Genomic DNA, 20,800 nt, shown 5'->3' on the forward strand with positions numbered 1-20,800 from the left:
GCGCAGGAGTCTCCCGAGCGTGCTCTCCCCGCTCACCGCCTCCGTCCCCGGACGCCGGGCCCGGTCTGGTTCCTTGCCCGCCGGGGTGCACGCCTGTTTGACTCCTCGAGGGACCGGATGCGGGGGGCGGGCGTGACGGGGTACGGGGGACGACGGAGTCCGGCCGAGCGGGACGCGATCACCGTGGAGACCGGGTACGCGCTGTGCAGCGCGGCGTTCGCGGCGGCGGTCGTCCTCGGGGCCGTGGCGGGACCGGCACTGCTCTTCGAGCTGCCGGGCCCCTTCGAGACGGTGCTGCGCCGCACCGGGGCACTGCTCGCGACGGTGCTGTTCGCCGTCCGCACGGTGGCCGTGCTGGTCCGGTTCCGGCGGGCGGATCAGCCCAGCCAGCCGGGCCGTACCAAGCCCGACTCATAGGCCAGTACGACCAGTTGGGCCCGGTCGCGGGCGCCCAGTTTCACCATGGTGCGGCTGACGTGGGTCTTGGCGGTGAGCGGGCTGACGACCAGACGGCGGGCGATCTCCTCGTTGGACAGGCCGATGCCGACCAGCGCCATGACCTCCCGCTCCCGCTCGGTGAGCCCGGACAGGGCGTCGGCGGCGGCCGGTTCCTTGGAACGGGCCGCGAACTCCGCGATCAGCCGGCGCGTCACCCCGGGCGACAGCAGCGCGTCACCGTCGACCACCGCCCGCACCGCGCGCAGCAGTTCCTCCGGCTCGGTGTCCTTGACCAGGAAGCCCGAGGCTCCCGAGCGGATCGCCTCGAAGACGTACTCGTCCAGCTCGAAGGTGGTGAGCATGACCACCTTCACGTCCCCCAGCCCCGCGTCCCCGGTGACCCGGCGGGTCGCGGCGAGACCGTCGAGCGCGGGCATCCGGATGTCCATGAGCACGACGTCGGGCCGCAGTTCGCGGATCAGCCGCACCGCCTCCTCGCCGTCGGACGCCTCACCCGCCACCTCGATGTCCGGCTGCGCGTCCAGCAGCGCGCGGAATCCCGCCCGGACCAGTGACTGGTCGTCGGCGAGCAGTACACGGATCACCGGTCCTCCTCGGCCTCGATCGGCAGTACGGCGAGCACCCGGAAGCCGCCGTCCGGGCGCGGGCCCGCCTCGATGGTGCCATCCAGCGCGGCGGCCCGCTCCCGCATCCCGGCGAGCCCGTTCCCGCTGCCGCCCGCGTCGGCGCCGGTGGCGGGCCCGTCGTCGTCGACGCACAGCCGCAGCCGCCCCTCGCCCCGTTCGATCCGCACCCGCGCCTCGCGCGAGCCCGAGTGCCGCACGACGTTGGTGAGGGCCTCCTGGACGATGCGGAAGGCGGCCAGGTCCGCGCCGGGCGGCAGGCGCGGCGGCTCCCCCTCGACCGTCACGGTGAGGCCCGCGCTCGCGGCCTGTTCCACCAGCTCGGGCAGCCGGTCCAGGCCGGGCGCCGGGGCGCGCGGCGCGGCGCCCGGCGCGCGCAGCGTGTCGAGCACCTGCCGCACCTCCCCCAGCGCCTCCTTGCTCTTGGCCTTGATGGTGGTCAGCGCGCTGCGCGCCTGCTCCGGGTCGCTGTCCAGCAGCGCGAGGCCGACGCCCGCCTGCACGTTGATGACGGAGATGCTGTGCGCGAGGACGTCGTGCAGTTCGCGGGCGATCCGCAGCCGTTCCTCGTCCGCGCGCCGCCGTGCCGCCCGGGCCCGCTCGGCCCGCTCCCGCGCCCACTGCTCACGGCGGGTCCGGGCCAGTTCCGACACCGCCACGAGCGCCACCACCCAGGTGGCGATCACGATCTCCTGGTTCCAGGAGGGCGCCCGGTCACCGGAGGGCGGCAGCCATCCGTACAGCGCATGGGCGATCAGCGCATGTCCCGCCCAGAACGTCCCCATCGCCGCCCACGCGGCATGCCGGTGCCCCGAGACGACGGCGCTGAAGCAGGCGACGGCGACGGTGAGGAACACCGGTCCGTACGGATACCCGGCCCCGGCGTAGAGCAGAACGGCGGCCACGGTGCCGAACACGACGGGCACGGGGTGACGCTTGCGCCACAGCAGGAGCGCGCCCGCCAGGAACAGCAGGACCCGCCCGAGGGGGTCCAGGGCGACCCGCTCGCCCTCCTGGGCGTGCTCGGCGAAGCCGGAGCCGACCAGCACGAACACCGTGAGCAGCACGGTGGAACGCCAGGGCCACCGGGAGCGCCGGTCCTGGCCGTCGGCGGCGCCACCGTCGTCGTCGGTGGCTCTGCCCGCGGCTTCGTGGGCCCCGTCGTCCTCGTGGGCCCGACGGATCCCGCCGGGCGGGCCGTGCCGGAGCGGCCGCCCCGGGCGCCACCACCCCGGCCGCCGGCCGCCGGGTCCGCGCTGCTCGTCCATGTCCGTCACGCTAGACGCCGGACGCCCGGTGCGACGTCAGCCCGGCGTGGTGATCACGCGTACTCCCGGCGGAGTACGTCCGTCCGCCCCGCCTCCTACGACGGCTCGGCGGCGGGCCCGCCCGGCGCGGCCACGGGGCCCTGCTGCGGGTACACCAGGCCCACGGTGTGCGCGAGCTGTCCCACCGCGTGGCGGAAGAACGTGTCGCGGTCCTCCACCACCCGGTTGAACTGCCCGAACAGCTCGAACCCGATCAGCCCGAACAGCTGGGCCCAGGCGGCCACCATCGTCGCCACCACCTCGGGCGGCAGATCGGGGGCGAGGTCGGCGGCCATGCGGACGGCCTCGGGCCTCAGCTCGGCCGGCAGCGGGGGCTTGGCGAGGCCGAGGCCCTGGTGCGCGTCGCGGAGGATGCCGATGATGACGAGGGCGGAGCGGGCGGCGGCCGGAACGGTCGTCTCGGGCGCGGTGTAGCCGGGCACCGGTGTGCCGTAGATCAGCGCGTACTCGTGCGGGTGCCCGAGCGCCCAGCCGCGCACGCCCTCGCACACGGCGGTCCAGCGCCGCACCGGTCCGGCGTCGGCGGCCGCGTCCCGGGCCGCTTCGGCCGCCGCGCCGAGGGAGTCGTAGGCGTCGATGATGAGCGCGGTCAGCAGGTCGTCGCGGCTGGGGAAGTAGCGGTAGAGCGCGGAGGAGGCCATGCCGAGCTCGCGGGCGACGGCCCGCAGCGAGAGCTTGACGGCACCCTCCTTCGCGAGCTGTCTGCGGGCCTCTTCCTTGATGGCCGCGGTGATTTCGATCCTGGCCCGGGCGCGGGCGCCGTGTGCGGTGCTGCTCATGCGGACCAGTGTTCCACGAATCCAGAGCAGTGCACACAAACGAGATCGGTGTACTCAAACCAGAGCGATGAGCGCAAGAAAGAGCGGTGCGCGCAAACAAGAGCGGCGCACAAAAACGAGAGCAGCGCTCTTGCTTTGCCACGCCGGCATCGTGCAGACTGAAGGCACACCGCGAGAGCAGTGCTCACAAAAGAGAGCAACGCTCTCACAATCACTCCGACCCGGGGGTCACCGATGTCGTCGTCCACGCCGTACTACCTCAAGGGCAGCCCCATGGCCATCCGGCTCAACAGCGTCATCGGCTGGCTGGCCCGGCACGGCGTCAGCCTCGCCGGAACCGCGGAGATGTCCGTCCGCGGCCGCAAGAGCGGACGGATGCAGCGCATCCCGGTCAACCCGCACACCCACGACGGCGGGCAGTACCTGGTCTCGGCCCGCGGTCACTCCCAGTGGGTGCGCAACATGCGCGCCGCCGGCGGCGGGGAACTGCGCGTGGGACGCAAGGTCCGCGCCTTCACCGCCGTGGAGCTTCCCGACGAGGAGAAGCTCCCGATCCTGCGGACCTACCTGGAGAAGTGGGGCTGGGAGGTGAACCAGTACTTCCAGGGGGTCACCGCCCGGTCCTCCGACGAGGAGATCGTCGCCGCCGCCCACGACCACCCGGTCTTCCGGATCACGGTCAGGAGCTGACCTCGTCGCCCGCGGGACGCCGGTCCAGCGCCATCAGCGCGCGGTGCGCCAACGGGTGGGTGCGGACGAGCTCGCCGAGCGTCGTCGAGCCCTGCGTGATGTCCTTGAACGCCTTCCACGCCGGGCGGAAACCGGTGAGGACCGCGTGGAACACCCCCGGACGCCGTTCGAACGCGGCCAGCATCCGCTTGCCGACGCTCATCTCCACGCCGAGCCCCGCCTTCACGGCGAAGGCGTAGTTCAGCGCCTGCCGGCGCGTGTCCACGGCGTCGTGCGCCTCGGCGATCCGCACCGCCCACTCCCCCGCCAGCCGGCCCGAGCGCAGCGCGAAGGAGATGCCCTCGCGGGTCCACGGCTCCAGCAGCCCCGCCGCGTCCCCGCACACCAGCACCCGGCCGCGCGACAGCGGCGAGTCGTCGGCGCGGCAGCGGGTCAAGTGGCCGGAGGAGATGCTCGGTTCGAAGCCGGCGAGGCCGAGCCGCCCGACGAAGTCCTCCAAGTAGCGCTTGGTCGCGGCGCCTTCACCGCGCCGCGAGATCACCCCGACGGTGAGCGTGTCGCCCTTGGGGAAGACCCAGCCGTAACTGCCGGGCATCGGGCCCCAGTCGATGAGCACCCGCCCCTTCCAGTCCTCGGCGACCGTCTCCGGCACCGGGATCTCCGCCTCCAGGCCCAGGTCGACCTGGTCCAGCTTGACTCCGACGTGGGCCCCTATGCGGCCCGCGCTGCCGTCCGCGCCGACCACGGCCCGCGCCAGCACCGTCTCGCCGCCCTGCAGGACGACGGCGACCGTGCGCCGGTCCGGTACGGCCGAGCCGTGCTGCTCCACCCGCTGCACGGCGACGCCGGTACGCAGCTCGGCGCCCGCCTTCTGCGCGTGCTCCACGAGCTGCTGGTCGAACTCGGGCCGGTTGATCAGCCCGAACAGCATCTGCCGGGAGCGGCGGGTACGGGTGAAGCGGCCGTTGTGGGAGAACGTCACCGCGTGCACCCGGTCCTTGAACGGAAGCTCGAAGCCCGGAGGGAGCGAATCGCGGGAGGGGCCGATGATGCCGCCGCCGCACGTTTTGTAGCGCGGCAGCTCCGCCTTCTCCAGCAACAGCACGCGCCGCCCCGCGACCGCCGCCGCGTAGGCGGCCGAGGCCCCCGCGGGTCCCGCGCCCACCACGACGACGTCCCACACCTGCTGTACGTCGTCCGCCGAAGAGTTCTCGCTGCTCACGATGGTCTACTGCTCCCGATCCAGCCGCCTGCCGCTGATGTCCTCCCGCATCCTACGGCGGCGATCACCTCGGGCCACTGTGGGAGGATCGGCGGCGTAAGTGCCCCGTACACGGGCCCTCACGCACACCGCACGATCATCTCGTACGAAGTAGTACGCAGAAGCTCGCAGAAGTACAACGTCGCACCCACAAGGAGCGTGCCCATGTCGTCGAATCCGGTCGCCGCGACCGTCGCCTCGCTGATGCCCAGGGCGAAGGAGGAGCTCACCGAGCTGGTGGCCTTCAAGTCGGTGGCGGACTTCGGCCAGTTCCCGCGCGAGGAGAGCGAGGGCGCCGCGCGCTGGATCGCCGACGCGCTCACCGCCGAGGGCTTCCAGGACGTGGCGCTGCTCGACACCCCGGACGGCACGCAGTCGGTGTACGGCTACCTGCCGGGCCCGGAGGGCGCCAGGACCGTGCTGCTGTACGCGCACTACGACGTGCAGCCGCCGCTGGACGAGGCCGGCTGGGCCACCCCGCCCTTCGAGCTGACCGAGCGCGACGGCCGCTGGTACGGGCGCGGGGCCGCCGACTGCAAGGGCGGCGTCATCATGCACCTGCTGGCGCTGCGGGCACTGAAGGCGAACGGCGGCGTCCCCGTGCACGTCAAGGTGATCGCCGAGGGTTCGGAGGAGCAGGGCACCGGCGGCCTGGAGCGGTACGCCGAGGACCACCCCGACCTGCTGACGGCCGACACGATCGTGATCGGCGACGCGGGCAACTTCCGCGCCGGTCTGCCGACGGTCACCTCCACCCTGCGCGGCATGACCCTCGTCCGGGTGCAGGTCGACACCCTGGCGGGCAACCTGCACTCCGGCCAGTTCGGCGGGGCCGCGCCCGACGCGCTGGCCGCGCTCGTGCGCGTACTGGACTCGCTGCGCGCCGAGGACGGCAGCACGACCGTCGACGGGCTGGCCGGCGACGAGGCGTGGGACGGACTGCAGTACGACGACGAGCAGTTCCGCAAGGACGCCAAGGTGCTGGACGGTGTGGAGCTGATCGGTTCCGGCACGGTCGCCGACCGCATCTGGGCGCGCCCGGCGGTGACCGTGCTCGGCATCGACTGCCCGCCGGTGGTCGGCGCCACGCCGTCGGTGCAGGCGAGCGCCCGCGCGCTGATCAGCCTGCGGGTGCCGCCGGGCGTCGACGCGGCCGAGGCGACGAAGCTCCTCCGGGCGCACGTGGAGACGCACACGCCGTGGGGTGCTCGGGTGAGCACCGAACAGATCGGCCAGGGGCAGGCGTTCCGCGCGGACACCACCAGCCCGGCCTACCGGGCCATGGCCGACGCGATGGCGGTGGCGTACCCGGGGCAGGAGATGCAGTACGCCGGCCAGGGCGGCTCGATCCCGCTGTGCAACACCCTCGCCGCCCTCTACCCGAAGGCGGAGATCCTGCTCATCGGCCTGAGCGAGCCGGAGGCGCAGATCCACGCGGTGAACGAGAGCGTGTCCCCCGACGAACTCGAGCGGCTGTCGGTCACGGAAGCGCTGTTCCTGCGCAACTACGCGTCCGGCGCGAGCTGATCGCCGGTGGTCCGTCGCCCCGCCCGCGGGCGGGGCGACGGACCACGGGTGGGGCCCCGCCCGGGACGGACAACTCCCTGACGTGGCCGAGCGTCCGGACCCTCCCGAAGGAGGAGTCCGGACCGTCCGCCTCGGGCACCCCGCCCGTCGACGGCACCGTACCGCCGGGCGTGCCCGGCCCCGGCCGGCGGCGGGCCGGTGAGAGGCGTCCGCCGGTCCGGGCTCAGCCGACCGGCACTCCGGCCTCCAGGTACATCGCCTTGCCGCGTTCCCGTGCCCGCAGGGCCCGCCGCAGCCGTTCGTAGCGGACCGGGGGCAGCAGATCGGCGGCCTCGGCCTCGGAGGCGAAGCGCCAGCCGCGCAGTTCCGGGCCGGGCAGCAGGAGGCTTCCGGCAGCCGCGGAGTCGAGACGGCCGCCGTCGAAGAGCAGCCGCAGGCCGCCGAATCCGGGCGGCGCGGGCGGCTCCCAGTCGACGACGAGGAGCGCCGGTACGTCGTCGAGGCGGATCCCGGTCTCCTCGGCGACCTCGCGCATGCCCGCACGCGCGGGGGCCTCGCCGCGTTCCACGACCCCGCCCGGGAACTCCCAGCCCGGCTTGTAGGTCGGGTCGACGAGCAGGACCCGGTCCTGCTCGTCGAAGAGCAGCACACCGGCGGCGACCGTCTCGGCGGTGGGTTCGGGCGTCTGCACGATGTCGCAGGCCGGCGCCTCCCCGCTGCCGACCGCCTCGGCTATCCGCAGGGCGGTCTCGTAGGGGCTGAGGGTTCCGCTGTCGACCGGGTAGGCGTCGGCGGTGAGCCAGGCGGCGAGGGCCGCCTTGTACGGTTCGATGTGGTCGTACGACCATTGCCGGACGCGCATCTCGCCGTCGGGGAGGTCCGCCGGGACCTCGCGGGCGGCTATGCGCTCGCGCAGGATCGTTTCCGCCGGGGTGAGGAGGACATGCCTCACCGGTATGCGCCGGGCGGCGAGCCCGCCGAAGATCTCGTCGCGGTACTCCTGGCGCAGCAGGGTCATGGGGACCACGAGGGTCCCGCCGAGCTCGGCGAGCATCGCGGCCGCCGTGTCGATCACGAGTCGTCGCCAGATCGGGAGGTCCTGGAAGTCGCCGACCTCGGCGAGGCGTTTGGGCGGGAGCAGTCGCTCCAGTGCTCCGCCGATGACCTCGGGGTCGAAGAGCGTGCTGTTCGGGATCAGCTCGATCAGTTCGCGCGCGGTGGTGGTCTTTCCCGCACCGAACGTGCCGTTGACCCAGACGATCACGTTTCCCCCTCTTCTGTTGGCCCCCTGTGGCTTGCCCGCTCCACCCTGCCACGGAAACCAGATCCGGGAGAGAACGCACGAGAACGGCGCCGGTGCCCCCTGTCTTCCAGGGGGCACCGGCGCCGTACGGCCGCGCCGTGGGGCTCGTCAGTCCTTGTCACCCCGGTCGACGTCCAGGTCCAGGGTGTTGCCCTCGGCGACGGCCCGGTCGAGGGTGCTGAGGGTGTCGTCGACGCCGAACGGGGCGACACCGTCGGCGAGCGCGTGCGACGGGGTGACGGCCGCGACGACGAAACCGGTGGCGAGGGAGGCGATGGCCAGCATGCTGCGCTTCTTCATACCCGCCACAACGGCCGGAACGGCCTCGGGGTCACGCACGTGTTCCCGGTACCGCCCGGCGGCCGTCACGGCGTCGCGCACGACGGGCCGCGCCGCGAGAAGCCCCGGCCGGTCGGCGACCGGCCGTGAGCGGCAGACACCGACGGCCGGACGTCACGACGCCCGCGCCCGGCCCGGAAGGCCCCGCGTCCCGCGCGCCGCCCACGACTCCGGCACCCGGACCACCGATGCCGGACGCCCGCTCCCGGCCCGGCCCCCCGGACCCGGCCCTCAGACCCCCGCCACCGCCGTGTCCGTCCTGCCCGCCAGCGCTGCCGCCGCCGCGCCCACCAGGCCCGCGTCCGTGCCCATGCGGGCCGGGGTCACGGCGAGGCGCTGGACGAAGGACAGGGTGGCGTACTCGGTGAGGGCCCTGCGGAGGGGGGCGAAGAGGACCTCGCCCGCCTTGCCCACGCCCCCGCCGATCACGGCGATGTCGATCTCGACGAGTGTCGCGGTGGCCGCGATCCCGGCGGCCAGCGCCCTGGCCGCCCGTTCGAAGGACGCCACGGCCACCGGGTCCCCGGACCGGGCGGCGGTGGCCACCGCGGCGGCGGAGGTGTCGCCGTCCGGGCCGGGACGCCAGCCGTTGTCCAGGGCGCGGCGGGCGATGTTGGGGCCGCTCGCGATGCGCTCCACACAGCCGCGCGAACCGCACGGGCACAGGTCGCCGTCGAGGTCCACGCTGATGTGACCGATGTGGCCGGCGTTGCCGGTGGGCCCGGGGTGCAGCCGGCCGCCGAGCACCAGGCCGCCGCCGACCCCGGTCGAGACGACCATGCACAGTGCGTTGTCGTGGCCGCGGGCGGCGCCCTGCCAGTGCTCGGCGGCCGTGATCGCCACCCCGTCGCCGATCAGCTCCACGGGCAGGCCCCCGGCCGCGTCCCGGACCCGGGCGACGAGCGGGTAGTCGCGCCAGCCGGGCACGTTGACCGGGCTCACCGTGCCGGCAGAGGCGTCCACGGGGCCCGCGCTGCCGATGCCCACCGCGCCGGCGCGGTGCCACAGCGGGGACGCGATGAGCTCACCGAGCACCGCCTCGACCGCCCGCATCACGGTCTCGCCGTTCTCCTGCGCGGGCGTCGGCCGCTGGGCGCGGACCAGGATCCGGCCCTGGCCGTCCACCAGCGCGCCGGCGATCTTGGTGCCGCCGATGTCGAGCGCGGCCACGAGGTCGGTGTGCATCAGTGTCGGATCTCCCCGTTGGAACATCAGAAAATCGCCGAGAACGACCATGTGCGACCACGAGGCAACACATGGAGTACGAACAACGGCCCGATCGCGCGGCGAGGTGCGGGCCGGAGTGTGCGTCGGACAGTGTCCCCCGAGCCTGACAACGTTGTCCAGGCTCTATGCTCGACGCCACATCCTCATACAAGCCCATGGACCTACGCATCCCCGTGGCCGACAGGACAGGACACCGCACCGTGCCGGAGACGACCCGCCGCACCGACCGCATCCCAGGGACCCGTTACGGCAACCGTCCGACGATGAAGGACGTGGCCGCGCGTGCCGGGGTCGGGCTCAAGACGGTCTCCCGCGTGGTCAACGGCGAGCCCGGTGTCACGCCGGAGACGGAGCGCCGCGTCCAGGAGGCGATCGACGCGCTCGGCTTCCGCCGCAACGACAGTGCCCGCGTGCTGCGCAAGGGCCGCACCGCCAGCATCGGTCTGGTCCTGGAGGATCTCGCGGACCCGTTCTACGGGCCGCTGAGCCGGGCGGTCGAGGAGGTGGCCCGCGCGCACGGCGCCCTGCTGATCAACGGATCCAGCGCGGAGGACGCCGACCGCGAGCAGGAACTGGTGCTGGCGCTGTGCGCCCGACGGGTGGACGGTCTGGTGGTGATCCCGGCCGGCGACGACCACCGCTACCTGGAGCCGGAGATCAAGGCGGGCGTCGCCACCGTCTTCGTGGACCGTCCGGCCGGGCACATCGACGCGGACGTCGTCGTGTCGGACAACTACGGCGGTGCCCACGACGGCGTGAGCCACCTGATCGCGCACGGTCACCGCAGGATCGGCTTCATCGGCGACATGCCCCGCATCCACACCGCGGCCGAGCGGCTGCGCGGCTACCGGACCGCCATGGAGGACGCGGGGATAACGGTGGCGGACTCCTGGATGTCGCTGGGCGTCACCGACCCGGAGCGGGTGCGCCGGGCGGCCGAGGAGATGCTCTCGGGACCGGACCCGGTCACCGCGATCTTCACGGGCAACAACCGGGTGACGGTCACCGTGATCCGGGTACTGGCCGGGCACGCCCGCCGGGTCGCCCTGGTCGGCTTCGACGACATCGAGCTCGCCGATCTGCTCCAGCCCGGCGTCACGGTCGTCGCCCAGGACGCGGCGGCCCTCGGCCGGACCGCGGCCGAGCGGCTGTTCCGCCAGCTGGACGGCACCCTGCTCGCCCCGGAGCGCATCGAGCTCCCCACCCGGCTGATCACCCGCGGCTCCGGCGAGCTGCCCCCGGCGGACTGAGCGGGCGGTGCCGCCGGAGGAGGACCGCACCCTGCGGGCGCTGGGCCTGGAGAAGGCGCCGCGCGAGCACCCGCTGCTGTACCCGGGCGCGTGGCCGCGGGACTCGGGGCTGCTGAACGGGGACCGGCTGCTGCCGCTGGACCGCCTGGTGTACGAGGACCGCGTGCCCGTGCTCGCGGTCGGTTCCAACGCCTGTCCCGGTCAGCTGCGGCACAAGATGGCCGAGTCCGGGATCATCACACCGGTGCCGATGGTGCGGACGCGGGTGACGGGCGTCGACATCGGCGTCTCGGCGCACGTCAGCCGTATGGGTTATGTGTCCAACTCGCCGGTCCGCGCCCCGGAAACGGTGCGGGAGCTGTTCGTCCTCTGGCTCGACGCCCGGCAGCTCGCGGTGATCGACGCGAGCGAGGGCGTACCGCGGCCGGACGGCAACTTCCACCGCGCCTGGCTGCCCGCCCCCGATGTGCGCGTCGAACTCGCCGACGGCTCCACGCTCCCCGGCGCGTACGCGTACGTGAACCGCCACGGCGTGCTGCACGACGGCACCGGCGTCCCGCGCGGCCATCCGGGCCAGCGGGCGCTGCTCGCCGATCTGCTCGTGAACGTGCCCGGACTGCGGGAGCTGTTCGGCGTCTCCCCCGAGGAGTTCTGCGCGCGGGCCCGCGCCGACCTCCGGCTGTGCGCGCGGGGCACCCGGCTGTTCGCCGAGGAGAAGCTGGTGACGGTCTGCGGCCTGGAGCGGTACGTGGGGTCCGAGCGGTACGGACGTCCTGGTACGGGCGCGTCGTCGGCGCCGCTGCCGAGGCAGGGGCGTGGGTGACGGGTCAGGGCCGGGTGTCGTCGGGCTCCCAGCGCAGCAGGTCGCCCGGCTGGCACTCGAGCACGTCGCAGAGCGCGGCGAGGGTCGTGAAGCGCACCGCCTTGGCGCGGCCGTTCTTGAGCACCGCCAGATTGGCCGGTGTGATGCCGACGCGTTCGGCGAGTTCGCCCACGGACATCTTCCGCTTGGCCAGCATCACGTCGATGTCGACGGCGATCGGCATCAGATCACCTCGGCCAGTTCGGCCCGCATCCGCGACGCCTCGACGTCGCGCGCGACGGCCTGCGCCAGCAGCATCCGCAGGACGAGTACGACCAGGGCGATGCCCAGGATCGCCAGACCGGCCCCGCCCAGCAGTGCCACGATGCCCGGGGCCACGGCCTCGCCGGGCGCGAGGAGCGCTCCGAGCGCGAACACCAGCAGCGCGGCGGCGACGAAGGCGCCGATGACGGTGTGCACGTAGCGGAAGGCGGCGTGGGAGAAGACGGTGCCGCGCCGCGCCATCGTCACCAGCCGCCAGACGCAGACCAGGACGACCTGGGCCGTCACCACACCGAGGACCACGACGAGGAGGAACGGGACGCGCAGGTGCGAGTACTCCGCGTCCAGCCCTTCGAGGTCGTTCGCCATCAGCGGCACCATCACCGCCTGAATCCCCAGGGAACCCGCCAGCAGCGCCACCATCACGGTGCGCAGCGCGAGCACGGTCAGCCGTCCCATCGCCCCTCCTTGAACCGAATCACGATGGAAAATTATCGAAATTCGATAGGTTGGGCAAGCGGGTGCGCCCCGGTCTACCGCGCGAAACCCTCCAGGTCGGCGCGGGACAGCGAGGTCGGGCGTGCCACCTCGGCGGCGTCCAGGGCGCCGCAGTCCAGGCCGCGCAGCAGGTACCCGGCGAGGGCCTTGGCGGTGGCGGGCTCGTCCATGACGTCGCCGCCGGCCCGGTCGGCGTACCGGGCGAGACGGGCGGCGGCCTGCGCGAAGCCCTCGCGGTAGAAGGCGAAGACGGCCGCGTAGCGGGTGGGGAGGTGACCGGGGTGCATGTCCCAGCCCTGGTAGTAGGCGCGGGCGAGGGCGCGGCGGGTGAGGCCGTAGTGCAGCCGCCAGGCGTCGTGGACCTGCTCCGTGGGGCCGACGGGCAGCACGTTGGTGGAGCCGTCCGAGAGGCGTACGCCGGTGCCAGCGGCGGCGACCTGCATGACGGCCTTGGCGTGGTCGGCGGCCGGGTGGTCGCTCGCCTGGTGCGCGGCGGAGACGCCGAGGCAGGCGCTGTAGTCGAAGGTGCCGTAGTGCAGCCCGGTGGCGCGGCCCCGGGCGGCCTGGATCATGCGGGCGACGGTGGCGGTGCCGTCGGTGGCGAGGATGGACTGACTGGTCTCGATCTGGATCTCGAAGCCGATCCGGCCGGGTTCGAGGCCGCGCGCCTCCTCGAAGGCGTCGAGGAGGCGCGCCATGGCGGTGACCTGCTCGGGGTATGTGACCTTGGGCAGGGTCAGGACCAGTCCGTCCGGCAGGCCGCCGGCCTCCATGAGGCCGGTGAGGAAGACGTCGAGGGTGCGGATGCCCCGGTCGCGGACGGCGGCCTCCATGCACTTCACGCGGATGCCCATGTACGGGGCCGCGGTGCCGTCGCCGTACGCCTCGGCGATCAGCCGGGCCGCGCGGGCCGCGGTCTCGTCCTCCTCGGCGTCGGAACGCCTGCCGTAGCCGTCCTCGAAGTCGACGCGCAGGTCCTCGACCGGTTCGCGTTCCAGTTTGGCGCGGACGCGGCCGTACACGTCCTCGGCCAGTGCGCCGTCCAGTCCGAGGACGGCGGCGAAGGAGGCGGCGTCCGGGGCGTGTTCGTCGAGCGCGGCGAGGGCCCGGTCGCCCCAGGCGCGGAGGGTGTCGGCGGCGAAGGCGTCGCCGGGGACGTAGACGGTGTGGACGGGCTGGCGGGTGCCGGGGTCTCCGGGGTAGCGGCGCTCCAGTTCGGCGTCGACCGGTGCGAGGGAGGCGCCGATCTCCTCGGTGACGGCACCCGCGAGACTCGTCGCCACCCGCTCCTGCTGACCCTGGCCCATCCCACACCCTCCCGAATTTCCGCGATACGGAATCAACAATCCGTTGAATGAAGTTATCGGGCCCGCTTCCCCCGGTCAACACCATCCTGCGCCCCGGTCCACTCCTCCTCCCTCCATGCTCGCGCCCGTCCCCGGCGCTCCTCCACGACGCCCCGTGACGCGCCGAGGCCCCCGCGACCGGAGCGGTCGCGGGGGCCTCGTACGGCTCGGGGTGATCAGCCCTTGCGGGTCTTGATCTCCTCGGTGAGCTGGGGCACGACGTCGAACAGGTCGCCGACGACGCCGTAGTCGACCAGGTCGAAGATCGGGGCCTCGGCGTCCTTGTTGATGGCCACGATGGTCTTCGAGGTCTGCATGCCGGCGCGGTGCTGGATCGCACCGGAGATGCCGGAGGCGATGTAGAGCTGCGGCGAGACCGACTTGCCGGTCTGGCCGACCTGGTTGGTGTGCGGGTACCAGCCGGCGTCGACGGCGGCGCGCGAGGCGCCGACGGCCGCGCCGAGCGAGTCGGCGAGCGCCTCGATGATCGCGAAGTTCTCCGCGCCGTTGACACCGCGGCCACCGGAGACCACGATCGCGGCCTCGGTCAGCTCCGGGCGGCCCGTCGACTCGCGCGGCGTGCGGCCGGTGACCTTGGTGCCGGTCGCCTGCGCGGAGAAGGACACGCTCAGGGCCTCGACGCCGCCCGCGGCCGGGGCGGCCTCCACGGCGGCCGAGTTCGGCTTGACCGTGATGACCGGGGTGCCCTTGGAGACACGGGACTTGGTGGTGTAGCCGGCGGCGAACACCGACTGGGTGGCCACCGGACCCTCGTCGCCGGCCTCCAGGTCGACGGCGTCGGTGATGATGCCGGAGCCCAGACGCAGCGCCAGGCGGGCGGCGATCTCCTTGCCCTCGGCGGAGGAGGAGACCAGGACGGCGGCCGGGGAGACGGCCTCGACGGCGGCCTGGAGCGCGTCGACCTTCGGCACGACCAGGTAGTCGGCGTACTCGGACGCCTCATCCGTGAGGACCTTCACCGCGCCGTGCTCGGCGAGCACGGCCGCGGTGTCACCGGCACCGCTGCCCAGCGCGACGGCGACGGGCTCGCCGATGCGGCGGGCCAGGGTCAGCAGCTCCAGGGTGGGCTTGCGGACGGCACCGTCCACGTGGTCGACGTAGACGAGAACTTCAGCCATGGGACTTCTTCTCTCCTGCTTGCGAAGTATGAGGGGCGGGAAGCGAGTTGAGCCGCGTAGCTCAGACGAACTTCTGGCTCGCGAGGAACTCGGCGAGCTGCTTGCCGCCCTCGCCCTCGTCCTTGACGATCGTGCCGGCGGTGCGGGCCGGACGCTCGGCCGCCGACTCGACGACCGTGTAGGCGCCCTCCAGGCCGACCTCGTCCTCGTCGATGTCGAGGTCGGACAGGTCCCAGGACTCCACCGGCTTCTTCTTGGCCGCCATGATGCCCTTGAAGGACGGGTAACGCGCCTCACCCGACTGGTCGGTGACCGACACGACGGCCGGGAGGGAGGCCTCGAGCTGCTCGGAGGCGGTGTCGCCGTCGCGGCGGCCCTTGACCGTGCCGTCCTCGACGGACACCTCGGACAGCAGGGTCACCTGCGGCACGCCCAGACGCTCCGCCAGCAGCGCCGGTACGACGCCCATGGTGCCGTCGGTGGAGGCCATGCCGGAGATGACCAGGTCGTAGCCGGCCTTCTCGACGGCCTTGGCCAGGACCAGGGAGGTGCCGATGGCGTCGGTGCCGTGCAGGTCGTCGTCCTCGACGTGGATCGCCTTGTCCGCGCCCATGGACAGCGCCTTGCGCAGGGCGTCCTTGGCGTCCTCCGGGCCCACCGTCAGGACGGTGATCTCCACGTCGTCGTCGGAGTTCTCCGAGATCTGCAGCGCCTGCTCGACCGCGTACTCGTCCAGTTCGGAGAGCAGACCGTCCACGTCGTCACGGTCGACGGTCAGGTCATCGGCGAAGTGCCGGTCGCCAGTGGCGTCGGGCACGTACTTCACGGTGACAACGATCCTCAAGCTCACGCCGGCTCTCCTACTGCATCGTCATTTCTGGCTGCCTGCCTGCAGGCAGCATAGGCGCCTGAAGCGGGCGGTCCCGGTCAGGGCGGCCCGCGCTCCGACCGAAATATTACTCGTCAGTACACCCAGTTCCTTCCCGCTAAGCAAGCGCTTTGAACTGTGACCTTCGCAACGCAGCGTAACCGGAACTCGACGGGTCCGCGACCAGGGGAACCCCGCCTCAGTCGCGCAGACCGTTGAAGCGTCCCTGGTGGTAGAGGAGCGGACGGCCGTGACCGGTGGGGTCACCGAGCAGGACCTCGGCGATCACGATCCGGTGGTCACCGGCGGGCACCCGGGCCACCACCTCGCACACCATCCAGGCCGGGACGTCGTCCAGCACCGGAACCCCCTTCGGCCCCTCCCGCCAGGCGGTGGCCGGACCGAAGCGGTCGGCGCCGCTGCGCGCGAAGGTCTCCGCCAGCTCCCGCTGGTGCTCCCCGAGGACGTGCACGCCGACGTGGCCGCCCGTCGCGATCGCCGGCCAGCTCGAACTCCCGGTGCCGATGCCGAAGGAGAGCATCGGCGGCTCGGCGGAGACGGAGGCGAGGGAGGTGGCGGTGAAGCCGACCGGACCGCGGTGACCGCGCGCGGTGATCACGGCGACGCCCGCCGCGTGCCTGCGGAAGACGGAGCGCAACAGCTCGGGCGAGGCGGGCCGGGCGGTGCCCAGGCCGGACGTGGCCGTCATGAAACTGTCCTTCCGCGGGAGGTGACGAACGGGTTCGCGGCCACTCACCGGCCCGGTCGGCGCACACGCGCGGCGCACACGCGCGGCGCGGGCGGCGGCCGCCGGGCGGCCGGGTACCCGCCGGGAGCGGAGGAGTTCCGAAGGCATGGGGTCAGGCTGACGACGGGTGGCATGCACAGTCAAGTCGGTCCCGTGATGTGGGAGATGCCTCACCACGGCCCGGCCGGCCCTCACACGGCCTCCCCGAGCGCGGCGATCACATCGGCCTTGCGCGGCTGTCCGGTCGCCCGCCGTACGATCCGGCCGGCCGCGTCGAGGACCAGCACCGTCGGCGTCTTCACGATCTCCAGACGGCGTACGAGGTCCAGACGGGACTCGGCGTCGATCTCCACGTGGGCCACGCCCGGCACCAGCGCGGCCACCTCGGCGAGCACCCTCCGGGTCGCCCGGCAGGGGGCGCAGAAGGCGCTGGAGAACTGCACCAGGGTGGCGCGCTCCCCCAGTGCGACTCCCTGCCCGGCCCACGGTTCCGGCATGCCGAGCCGTCCTCCGTCGTCCCCGTCCCGCACTCGCGCACTCCTCTCGCGGATCACCCGTCGACGATGTCCAGCGCCGCCGGGAGCGCGGGCATTCCCGGCCGCACGCACAAAGTCCGAGGTGGATCAAGGGGTGGACGTGACGAGAATCTCGCCGACGACGGGCACCAGGACTGGTCCACCGGCCGTTCTTGGGGCACCATCTGCGACAAGCCGTAAAACCTACGGCTGCGTAACTTCGACTGGGAGCCTCCTTCCCAGGCAGAGAAGGAAGGGTTCCAACCCGCCCATGGCAGAACTCGTCTACCGGCCCGTCGTCGGTTTCGCCCGCACTCTGTTCAAGGCGTGGGACCTCAAGATCGACTGCCAGGGGTCGGAGAACATACCGCGCTCGGGCGGCGCCGTGCTGGTGAGCAATCACATCAGCTACCTGGACTTCGTCTTCAACGGCCTGGCGGCACTCCCCCAGAAGCGGCTCGTCCGTTTCATGGCGAAGGAGTCGGTCTTCCGGCACCGGATCTCCGGTCCGCTGATGCGCGGCATGAAGCACATCCCGGTGGACCGCGAGCGGGGCGAGGCGGCGTACGAGCACGCGCTGCGGTCGCTGCGGTCGGGGGAGATCGTGGGCGTCTTCCCGGAGGCGACGATCTCGCAGTCGTTCACGCTGAAGAGCTTCAAGTCGGGTGCCGCGCGTCTGGCCCAGGAGGCCGGCGTGCCGCTGGTCCCGATGGCGGTGTGGGGCACTCAGCGGCTGTGGACGAAGGGGCACCCGCGCAACTTCGGGCGCAGCCACACCCCGATCACCATCCGCGTGGGCGAGGCGATCGAGGCGTCCAGGGACAAGTACGCGGGTGCGATCACCCGGCAGCTGCGCGAGCGTGTGCAGGAGCTGCTGGAGGCGGCGCAGCGGGCCTACCCTGTGCGGCCCAAGGGTCCGGACGACACCTGGTGGATGCCGGCCCACCTCGGCGGCACGGCCCCGACCCCGGAACAGGTCCGCCAGGCCGAGGCCCACTGACACCGCTCACCGCTCTCCGCCCTCCGCCCTCCGCCCTCCGCGGGCAGTCGTGCCGCACCCGCCCGCCCCTCCGCGGGCAGTCGTGCCGCAGGGCGGCACGGGTGGGCGCGACGGCACCCCGCCAGCGCCGGGCTGCGCGACCTCCTCCCGCCCCGCACCGGCACCGCTGACCGGTGCCGGCCGGGTGCAGCTTTACTCACCGGCGCTCGCCGGGTGCCTCCCCCACTCTCGGCTTCGCTCGAGCGGGAGGTACCCCCACCGCCCACCCGTGCCGCCCCAGCGGCACGACTGCCCGCAGCTACGGCGGCTACGGCAGGCTGCTCTCGTCTTCGAGTGCGGTGGGGAGTGTCCGCCACAGGTGGGGGCGGTCCGGGGCGGACCTCAGGGCGTTCAGTACGACCGGATGCGGTGCGGCGTACAGGACCGGGTAGTCGGTCTCGCCGGACGCCGGATCGGGATCGAAGGCCAGCCGCTCGCCGTCCAGGGAGAACCGCGCGTCCACCCCGGGCTTGTTGCCCCGCGGGTCCTGCCGGTGCCAGGCACCGCGGAACCGCACGGCGACCAGGCCGTGCACGACGCCGAGGTTCTGATAGCACAGCGCGGTCGGGATGTCCTCGGCCCGCAGCAGCGCGGCCAGCGCGTGGGCCTTGGCGTAGCAGATGCCGGTGCCCTGCTCCAGGACGTCGGAGGCGCGCCAGGTGACCCGGAGATCGCCGGAGTCCTGGGAGTGCGGGATGGTGTCGCGCACGAACTCGAAGGCCACCCGCGCATATTCATACGAGTCGGCCACTCCGGCGGCGAGCCGTTCCGCCGTCTCGCGTACCAGCGGATGATGGTGGTCGATCGCCTCGTCGGCGGCGAGATAGGCGGAGAGGTCCGGGTTTTCCTGGATCAGCTGCATGCCGCCAGAGCATAGGTACGCGACCGACCGGCAGTCAATGCATTTCCGGTCGACCGCATATCTATGCATGCATCTCTAGCGGGCCATCTCCTCCTTGAGCGCGGCCACGAACATGTCCACGTCGTCCTCGGTGGTGTCGAAGGCGCACATCCAGCGGACGTCACCGGCCGCCTCGTCCCAGAAGTAGAAGCGGAACCGCTTCTGCAGGCGCTCGCTCACGTCGTGCGGCAGCCGCGCGAAGACCGCGTTGGCCTGCACCGGGTAGAGGATCTCCACGCCGTGCACGGCGCGCACGCCCTCGGCCAGGCGCTGGGCCATCTCGTTGGCGTGCCGGGCGCTGCGCAGCCACAGGTCGCGGGCGAGCAGGGCCTCCAGCTGCACCGAGACGAAGCGCATCTTGGACGCGAGCTGCATGGACAGCTTGCGCAGGTGCTTCAGGTGCCGGATGCCGTCCGGGTTCAGCACCACGACCGCCTCGCCGAACAGGGCGCCGTTCTTGGTGCCGCCCAGCGAGAGCAGGTCGACGCCGACCGCGTTGGTGAAGGTGCGCAGCGGCACGTTCAGCGTGGCGGCGGCGTTGGCCAGCCGGGAGCCGTCGACGTGCACCTTCATGCCGTGCGCGTGGGCGTGCTCGCAGATGGCGCGGATCTCGTCCGGGGTGTACACCGTGCCCAGCTCGGTGGTCTGGGCTATGGAGACCACCTGCGGCATGGCACGGTGCTCGTCGTCCCAGCCGTACGCCTGCCGGTCGATCAGCTCGGGGGTGAGCTTGCCGTCCGGGGTGGGCACGGTGAGCAGCTTGATGCCGCCGACCCGCTCCGGGGCGCCGCCCTCGTCCACGTTGATGTGGGCGCTCTCGGCGCAGATCACCGCGCCCCAGCGGTCGGTGACCGCCTGGAGCGCGACGACGTTGGCGCCGGTGCCGTTGAACACCGGGAACGCCTCGGCCGTAGGACCGAAGTGGCTGCGGATCACCTGCTGGAGGTTCTCGGTGTAGGCGTCCTCGCCGTACGCGACCTGGTGCCCGCCGTTGGCCAGGGCCAGGGCGGCGAGCACCTCCGGGTGGACCCCGGCGTAGTTGTCGCTGGCGAAACCGCGGACGTCCGGGTCGTGATGACGACGCGCGTCGGTCCTCGGTGGGTTCACGGCTTCTCGGTCAGCCACAGACGGTTTCCGTTCACTTCCGCGGCGGGCTTGTCCCAGACGCCGACGATGGCCTCGGCGAGGTCCTTGACGTCCGTGAAGCCCGCGAACTTCGCGTTGGGGCGGTCGGCGCGCATCGCGTCGTGCACCAGCGCCTTCACCACCAGGATCGCAGCCGCCGACGTCGGCCCCTGCTCGCCCCCGGCCTTGCGGAAGTAGTCGCCCATGGCCAGCGTCCACGCCTCGGCGGCGGCCTTGGCGGCGGCGTAGGCGGCGTTGCCCGCGGTGGGCTTGGTCGCGCCGGCCGCGCTGATCAGGACGTACCGGCCGCGGTCGCTGCGCTGGAGCGCCTCGTGGAAGGCGAGGGTGGTGTGCTGCACGGTGCGCACCAGCAGCAGCTCCAGGAAGTCCCAGTCGTCCAGGCTCGTCTTGGTGAAGGTCTCGCTGCCGCGCCAGCCGCCGACGAGGTGGACCAGACCGTCGATCCGGCCGAACTCCTTCTCGGTGCGGGCGGCCCACTCGCGGGTGGAGTCCAGGTCGAGCAGGTCGACCGTGTCACCGGTGACGGTGGCGCCGCCGTGCGCGTAGCGCGCCGCGTCCACGGCCTCCGCCAGCCGCTCCGGGTCGTTGTCCGAGCCGACGACGGTCGCTCCCGCCTCGGCCAGCCTGAGCAGTGCCGCCCGGCCCGCGGGTCCCCCCGCTCCGGCCACCGCGATCACCGCACCGTCGAGCGCCCCGTTCCCCATGATTCCCGCCTCCTGAGCAGTTGTGG

Annotated in this window: 23 protein-coding genes; 6 read left to right on the top strand and 17 right to left on the bottom strand. The window is 72.7% G+C overall.

Translation table 11 applies throughout. The annotated features are described in order from the left end of the window. Positions 1–132 precede the first annotated feature (132 nt). A complete protein-coding gene (locus ACZ62B_RS02405; RefSeq protein ID WP_344562119.1) occupies positions 133–417 on the top strand; it encodes a DUF6332 family protein in 285 nt (94 codons plus the stop codon). On the opposite strand, the gene ACZ62B_RS02410 is transcribed toward ACZ62B_RS02405, so the two are convergent. The 3 genes from ACZ62B_RS02410 to ACZ62B_RS02420 form a co-directional block, all read right to left on the bottom strand. Continuing rightward, positions 378–1,043 carry a response regulator gene (locus ACZ62B_RS02410; RefSeq protein WP_073934794.1) on the bottom strand — a complete coding sequence of 222 codons (666 nt, stop codon included), beginning with the start codon at positions 1,041–1,043 and terminating at the stop codon, positions 378–380. The genes ACZ62B_RS02405 and ACZ62B_RS02410 overlap by 40 nt on opposite strands. Continuing rightward, positions 1,040–2,350, bottom strand: coding sequence for a sensor histidine kinase (locus ACZ62B_RS02415; protein WP_382053331.1), 1,311 nt, complete (start codon positions 2,348–2,350; stop codon positions 1,040–1,042). Before ACZ62B_RS02415 ends, ACZ62B_RS02410 begins: the two co-directional genes overlap by 4 nt. A 95-nt stretch (positions 2,351–2,445) precedes the next feature. After that, a complete protein-coding gene (locus tag ACZ62B_RS02420) occupies positions 2,446–3,189 on the bottom strand; it encodes a TetR/AcrR family transcriptional regulator (RefSeq protein WP_344562114.1) in 744 nt (247 codons plus the stop codon). Positions 3,190–3,423: 234 nt separating this feature from the next. Here ACZ62B_RS02420 and ACZ62B_RS02425 point away from each other — a divergent pair, with 234 nt between their 5' ends. After that, positions 3,424–3,879, top strand: coding sequence for a nitroreductase family deazaflavin-dependent oxidoreductase (locus tag ACZ62B_RS02425; protein WP_073934792.1), 456 nt, complete (start codon positions 3,424–3,426; stop codon positions 3,877–3,879). Here ACZ62B_RS02425 and ACZ62B_RS02430 read toward each other — a convergent pair. Then, the gene (locus tag ACZ62B_RS02430) at positions 3,869–5,101 is read right to left on the bottom strand and encodes a geranylgeranyl reductase family protein (RefSeq protein WP_451832811.1); all 1,233 of its coding nucleotides are present in this window, start codon (positions 5,099–5,101) and stop codon (positions 3,869–3,871) included. The genes ACZ62B_RS02425 and ACZ62B_RS02430 overlap by 11 nt on opposite strands. Before the next feature lie 204 nt (positions 5,102–5,305). Here ACZ62B_RS02430 and ACZ62B_RS02435 point away from each other — a divergent pair, with 204 nt between their 5' ends. Beyond that, on the top strand, positions 5,306–6,667 hold the full coding sequence (locus ACZ62B_RS02435) for a dipeptidase (protein ID WP_344562108.1): 1,362 nt from the start codon (positions 5,306–5,308) through the stop codon (positions 6,665–6,667). Positions 6,668–6,890: 223 nt separating this feature from the next. Here ACZ62B_RS02435 and ACZ62B_RS02440 read toward each other — a convergent pair whose 3' ends face one another. The 3 genes from ACZ62B_RS02440 to ACZ62B_RS02450 form a co-directional block, all read right to left on the bottom strand. Further along, a complete protein-coding gene (locus ACZ62B_RS02440) occupies positions 6,891–7,931 on the bottom strand; it encodes an NUDIX hydrolase (protein WP_344562106.1) in 1,041 nt (346 codons plus the stop codon). A gap of 147 nt (positions 7,932–8,078) precedes the next feature. After that, positions 8,079–8,270: a hypothetical protein gene (locus ACZ62B_RS02445; protein WP_344562104.1), complete on the bottom strand. Its 192-nt coding sequence runs from the start codon at positions 8,268–8,270 to the stop codon at positions 8,079–8,081. Positions 8,271–8,540: 270 nt separating this feature from the next. Then, on the bottom strand, positions 8,541–9,494 hold the full coding sequence (locus ACZ62B_RS02450) for an ROK family protein (RefSeq protein ID WP_344562101.1): 954 nt from the start codon (positions 9,492–9,494) through the stop codon (positions 8,541–8,543). Between the two features lie 197 nt (positions 9,495–9,691). Between ACZ62B_RS02450 and ACZ62B_RS02455 the strand changes: the two genes are divergently transcribed. Both ACZ62B_RS02455 and ACZ62B_RS02460 read left to right on the top strand, forming a co-directional pair. After that, the gene (locus ACZ62B_RS02455) at positions 9,692–10,786 is read left to right on the top strand and encodes a LacI family DNA-binding transcriptional regulator (RefSeq protein WP_344562099.1); all 1,095 of its coding nucleotides are present in this window, start codon (positions 9,692–9,694) and stop codon (positions 10,784–10,786) included. Between the two features lie 7 nt (positions 10,787–10,793). Beyond that, on the top strand, positions 10,794–11,609 hold the full coding sequence (locus ACZ62B_RS02460; protein ID WP_344562097.1) for a hypothetical protein: 816 nt from the start codon (positions 10,794–10,796) through the stop codon (positions 11,607–11,609). Positions 11,610–11,613: 4 nt separating this feature from the next. Here ACZ62B_RS02460 and ACZ62B_RS02465 read toward each other — a convergent pair whose 3' ends face one another. The 7 genes from ACZ62B_RS02465 to ACZ62B_RS02495 all read right to left on the bottom strand — a co-directional run bounded on the left by ACZ62B_RS02465 (position 11,614) and on the right by ACZ62B_RS02495 (position 16,966). After that, positions 11,614–11,832, bottom strand: a complete 219-nt coding sequence (locus tag ACZ62B_RS02465) for a helix-turn-helix domain-containing protein (protein WP_030865797.1) — start codon at positions 11,830–11,832, stop codon at positions 11,614–11,616. Continuing rightward, positions 11,832–12,329, bottom strand: coding sequence for a DUF2975 domain-containing protein (locus tag ACZ62B_RS02470; protein ID WP_344562096.1), 498 nt, complete (start codon positions 12,327–12,329; stop codon positions 11,832–11,834). The genes ACZ62B_RS02465 and ACZ62B_RS02470 overlap by 1 nt, the downstream gene beginning before the upstream one ends. 74 nt (positions 12,330–12,403) lie before the next feature. Then, positions 12,404–13,675 carry a DUF6986 family protein gene (locus ACZ62B_RS02475; RefSeq protein WP_469689160.1) on the bottom strand — a complete coding sequence of 424 codons (1,272 nt, stop codon included), beginning with the start codon at positions 13,673–13,675 and terminating at the stop codon, positions 12,404–12,406. A gap of 215 nt (positions 13,676–13,890) precedes the next feature. Beyond that, entirely contained in the window at positions 13,891–14,853 is a 963-nt protein-coding gene (locus ACZ62B_RS02480) for an electron transfer flavoprotein subunit alpha/FixB family protein (RefSeq protein ID WP_344562093.1), read from the bottom strand. Positions 14,854–14,914: 61 nt separating this feature from the next. Next, positions 14,915–15,703: an electron transfer flavoprotein subunit beta/FixA family protein gene (locus ACZ62B_RS02485; protein ID WP_344562091.1), complete on the bottom strand. Its 789-nt coding sequence runs from the start codon at positions 15,701–15,703 to the stop codon at positions 14,915–14,917. Between the two features lie 217 nt (positions 15,704–15,920). After that, complete coding sequence (locus ACZ62B_RS02490; RefSeq protein WP_344562089.1) at positions 15,921–16,430, bottom strand: flavin reductase family protein; 510 nt, start codon at positions 16,428–16,430, stop codon at positions 15,921–15,923. Between the two features lie 230 nt (positions 16,431–16,660). Beyond that, positions 16,661–16,966 carry a TlpA family protein disulfide reductase gene (locus ACZ62B_RS02495; RefSeq protein ID WP_344562087.1) on the bottom strand — a complete coding sequence of 102 codons (306 nt, stop codon included), beginning with the start codon at positions 16,964–16,966 and terminating at the stop codon, positions 16,661–16,663. A 289-nt stretch (positions 16,967–17,255) separates the two neighbouring features. Here ACZ62B_RS02495 and ACZ62B_RS02500 point away from each other — a divergent pair, with 289 nt between their 5' ends. Then, on the top strand, positions 17,256–17,984 hold the full coding sequence (locus ACZ62B_RS02500) for a lysophospholipid acyltransferase family protein (protein ID WP_344562085.1): 729 nt from the start codon (positions 17,256–17,258) through the stop codon (positions 17,982–17,984). Positions 17,985–18,291: 307 nt separating this feature from the next. Here ACZ62B_RS02500 and ACZ62B_RS02505 read toward each other — a convergent pair whose 3' ends face one another. From ACZ62B_RS02505 to ACZ62B_RS02515, 3 genes are all read right to left on the bottom strand, one after another. Next, on the bottom strand, positions 18,292–18,885 hold the full coding sequence (locus ACZ62B_RS02505; protein WP_344562083.1) for a transglutaminase domain-containing protein: 594 nt from the start codon (positions 18,883–18,885) through the stop codon (positions 18,292–18,294). 75 nt (positions 18,886–18,960) lie between these two features. Further along, positions 18,961–20,031, bottom strand: a complete 1,071-nt coding sequence (locus ACZ62B_RS02510; protein WP_468883210.1) for a threonine aldolase family protein — start codon at positions 20,029–20,031, stop codon at positions 18,961–18,963. Further along, positions 20,028–20,774 (bottom strand): SDR family NAD(P)-dependent oxidoreductase, encoded by a 747-nt coding sequence (locus ACZ62B_RS02515; protein ID WP_344562077.1) that lies wholly within the window; start codon positions 20,772–20,774, stop codon positions 20,028–20,030. The genes ACZ62B_RS02510 and ACZ62B_RS02515 overlap by 4 nt, the downstream gene beginning before the upstream one ends. Positions 20,775–20,800: the final 26 nt, after the last annotated feature.

It is taken from the genome of Streptomyces sp. NPDC053426, from assembly GCF_055585405.1.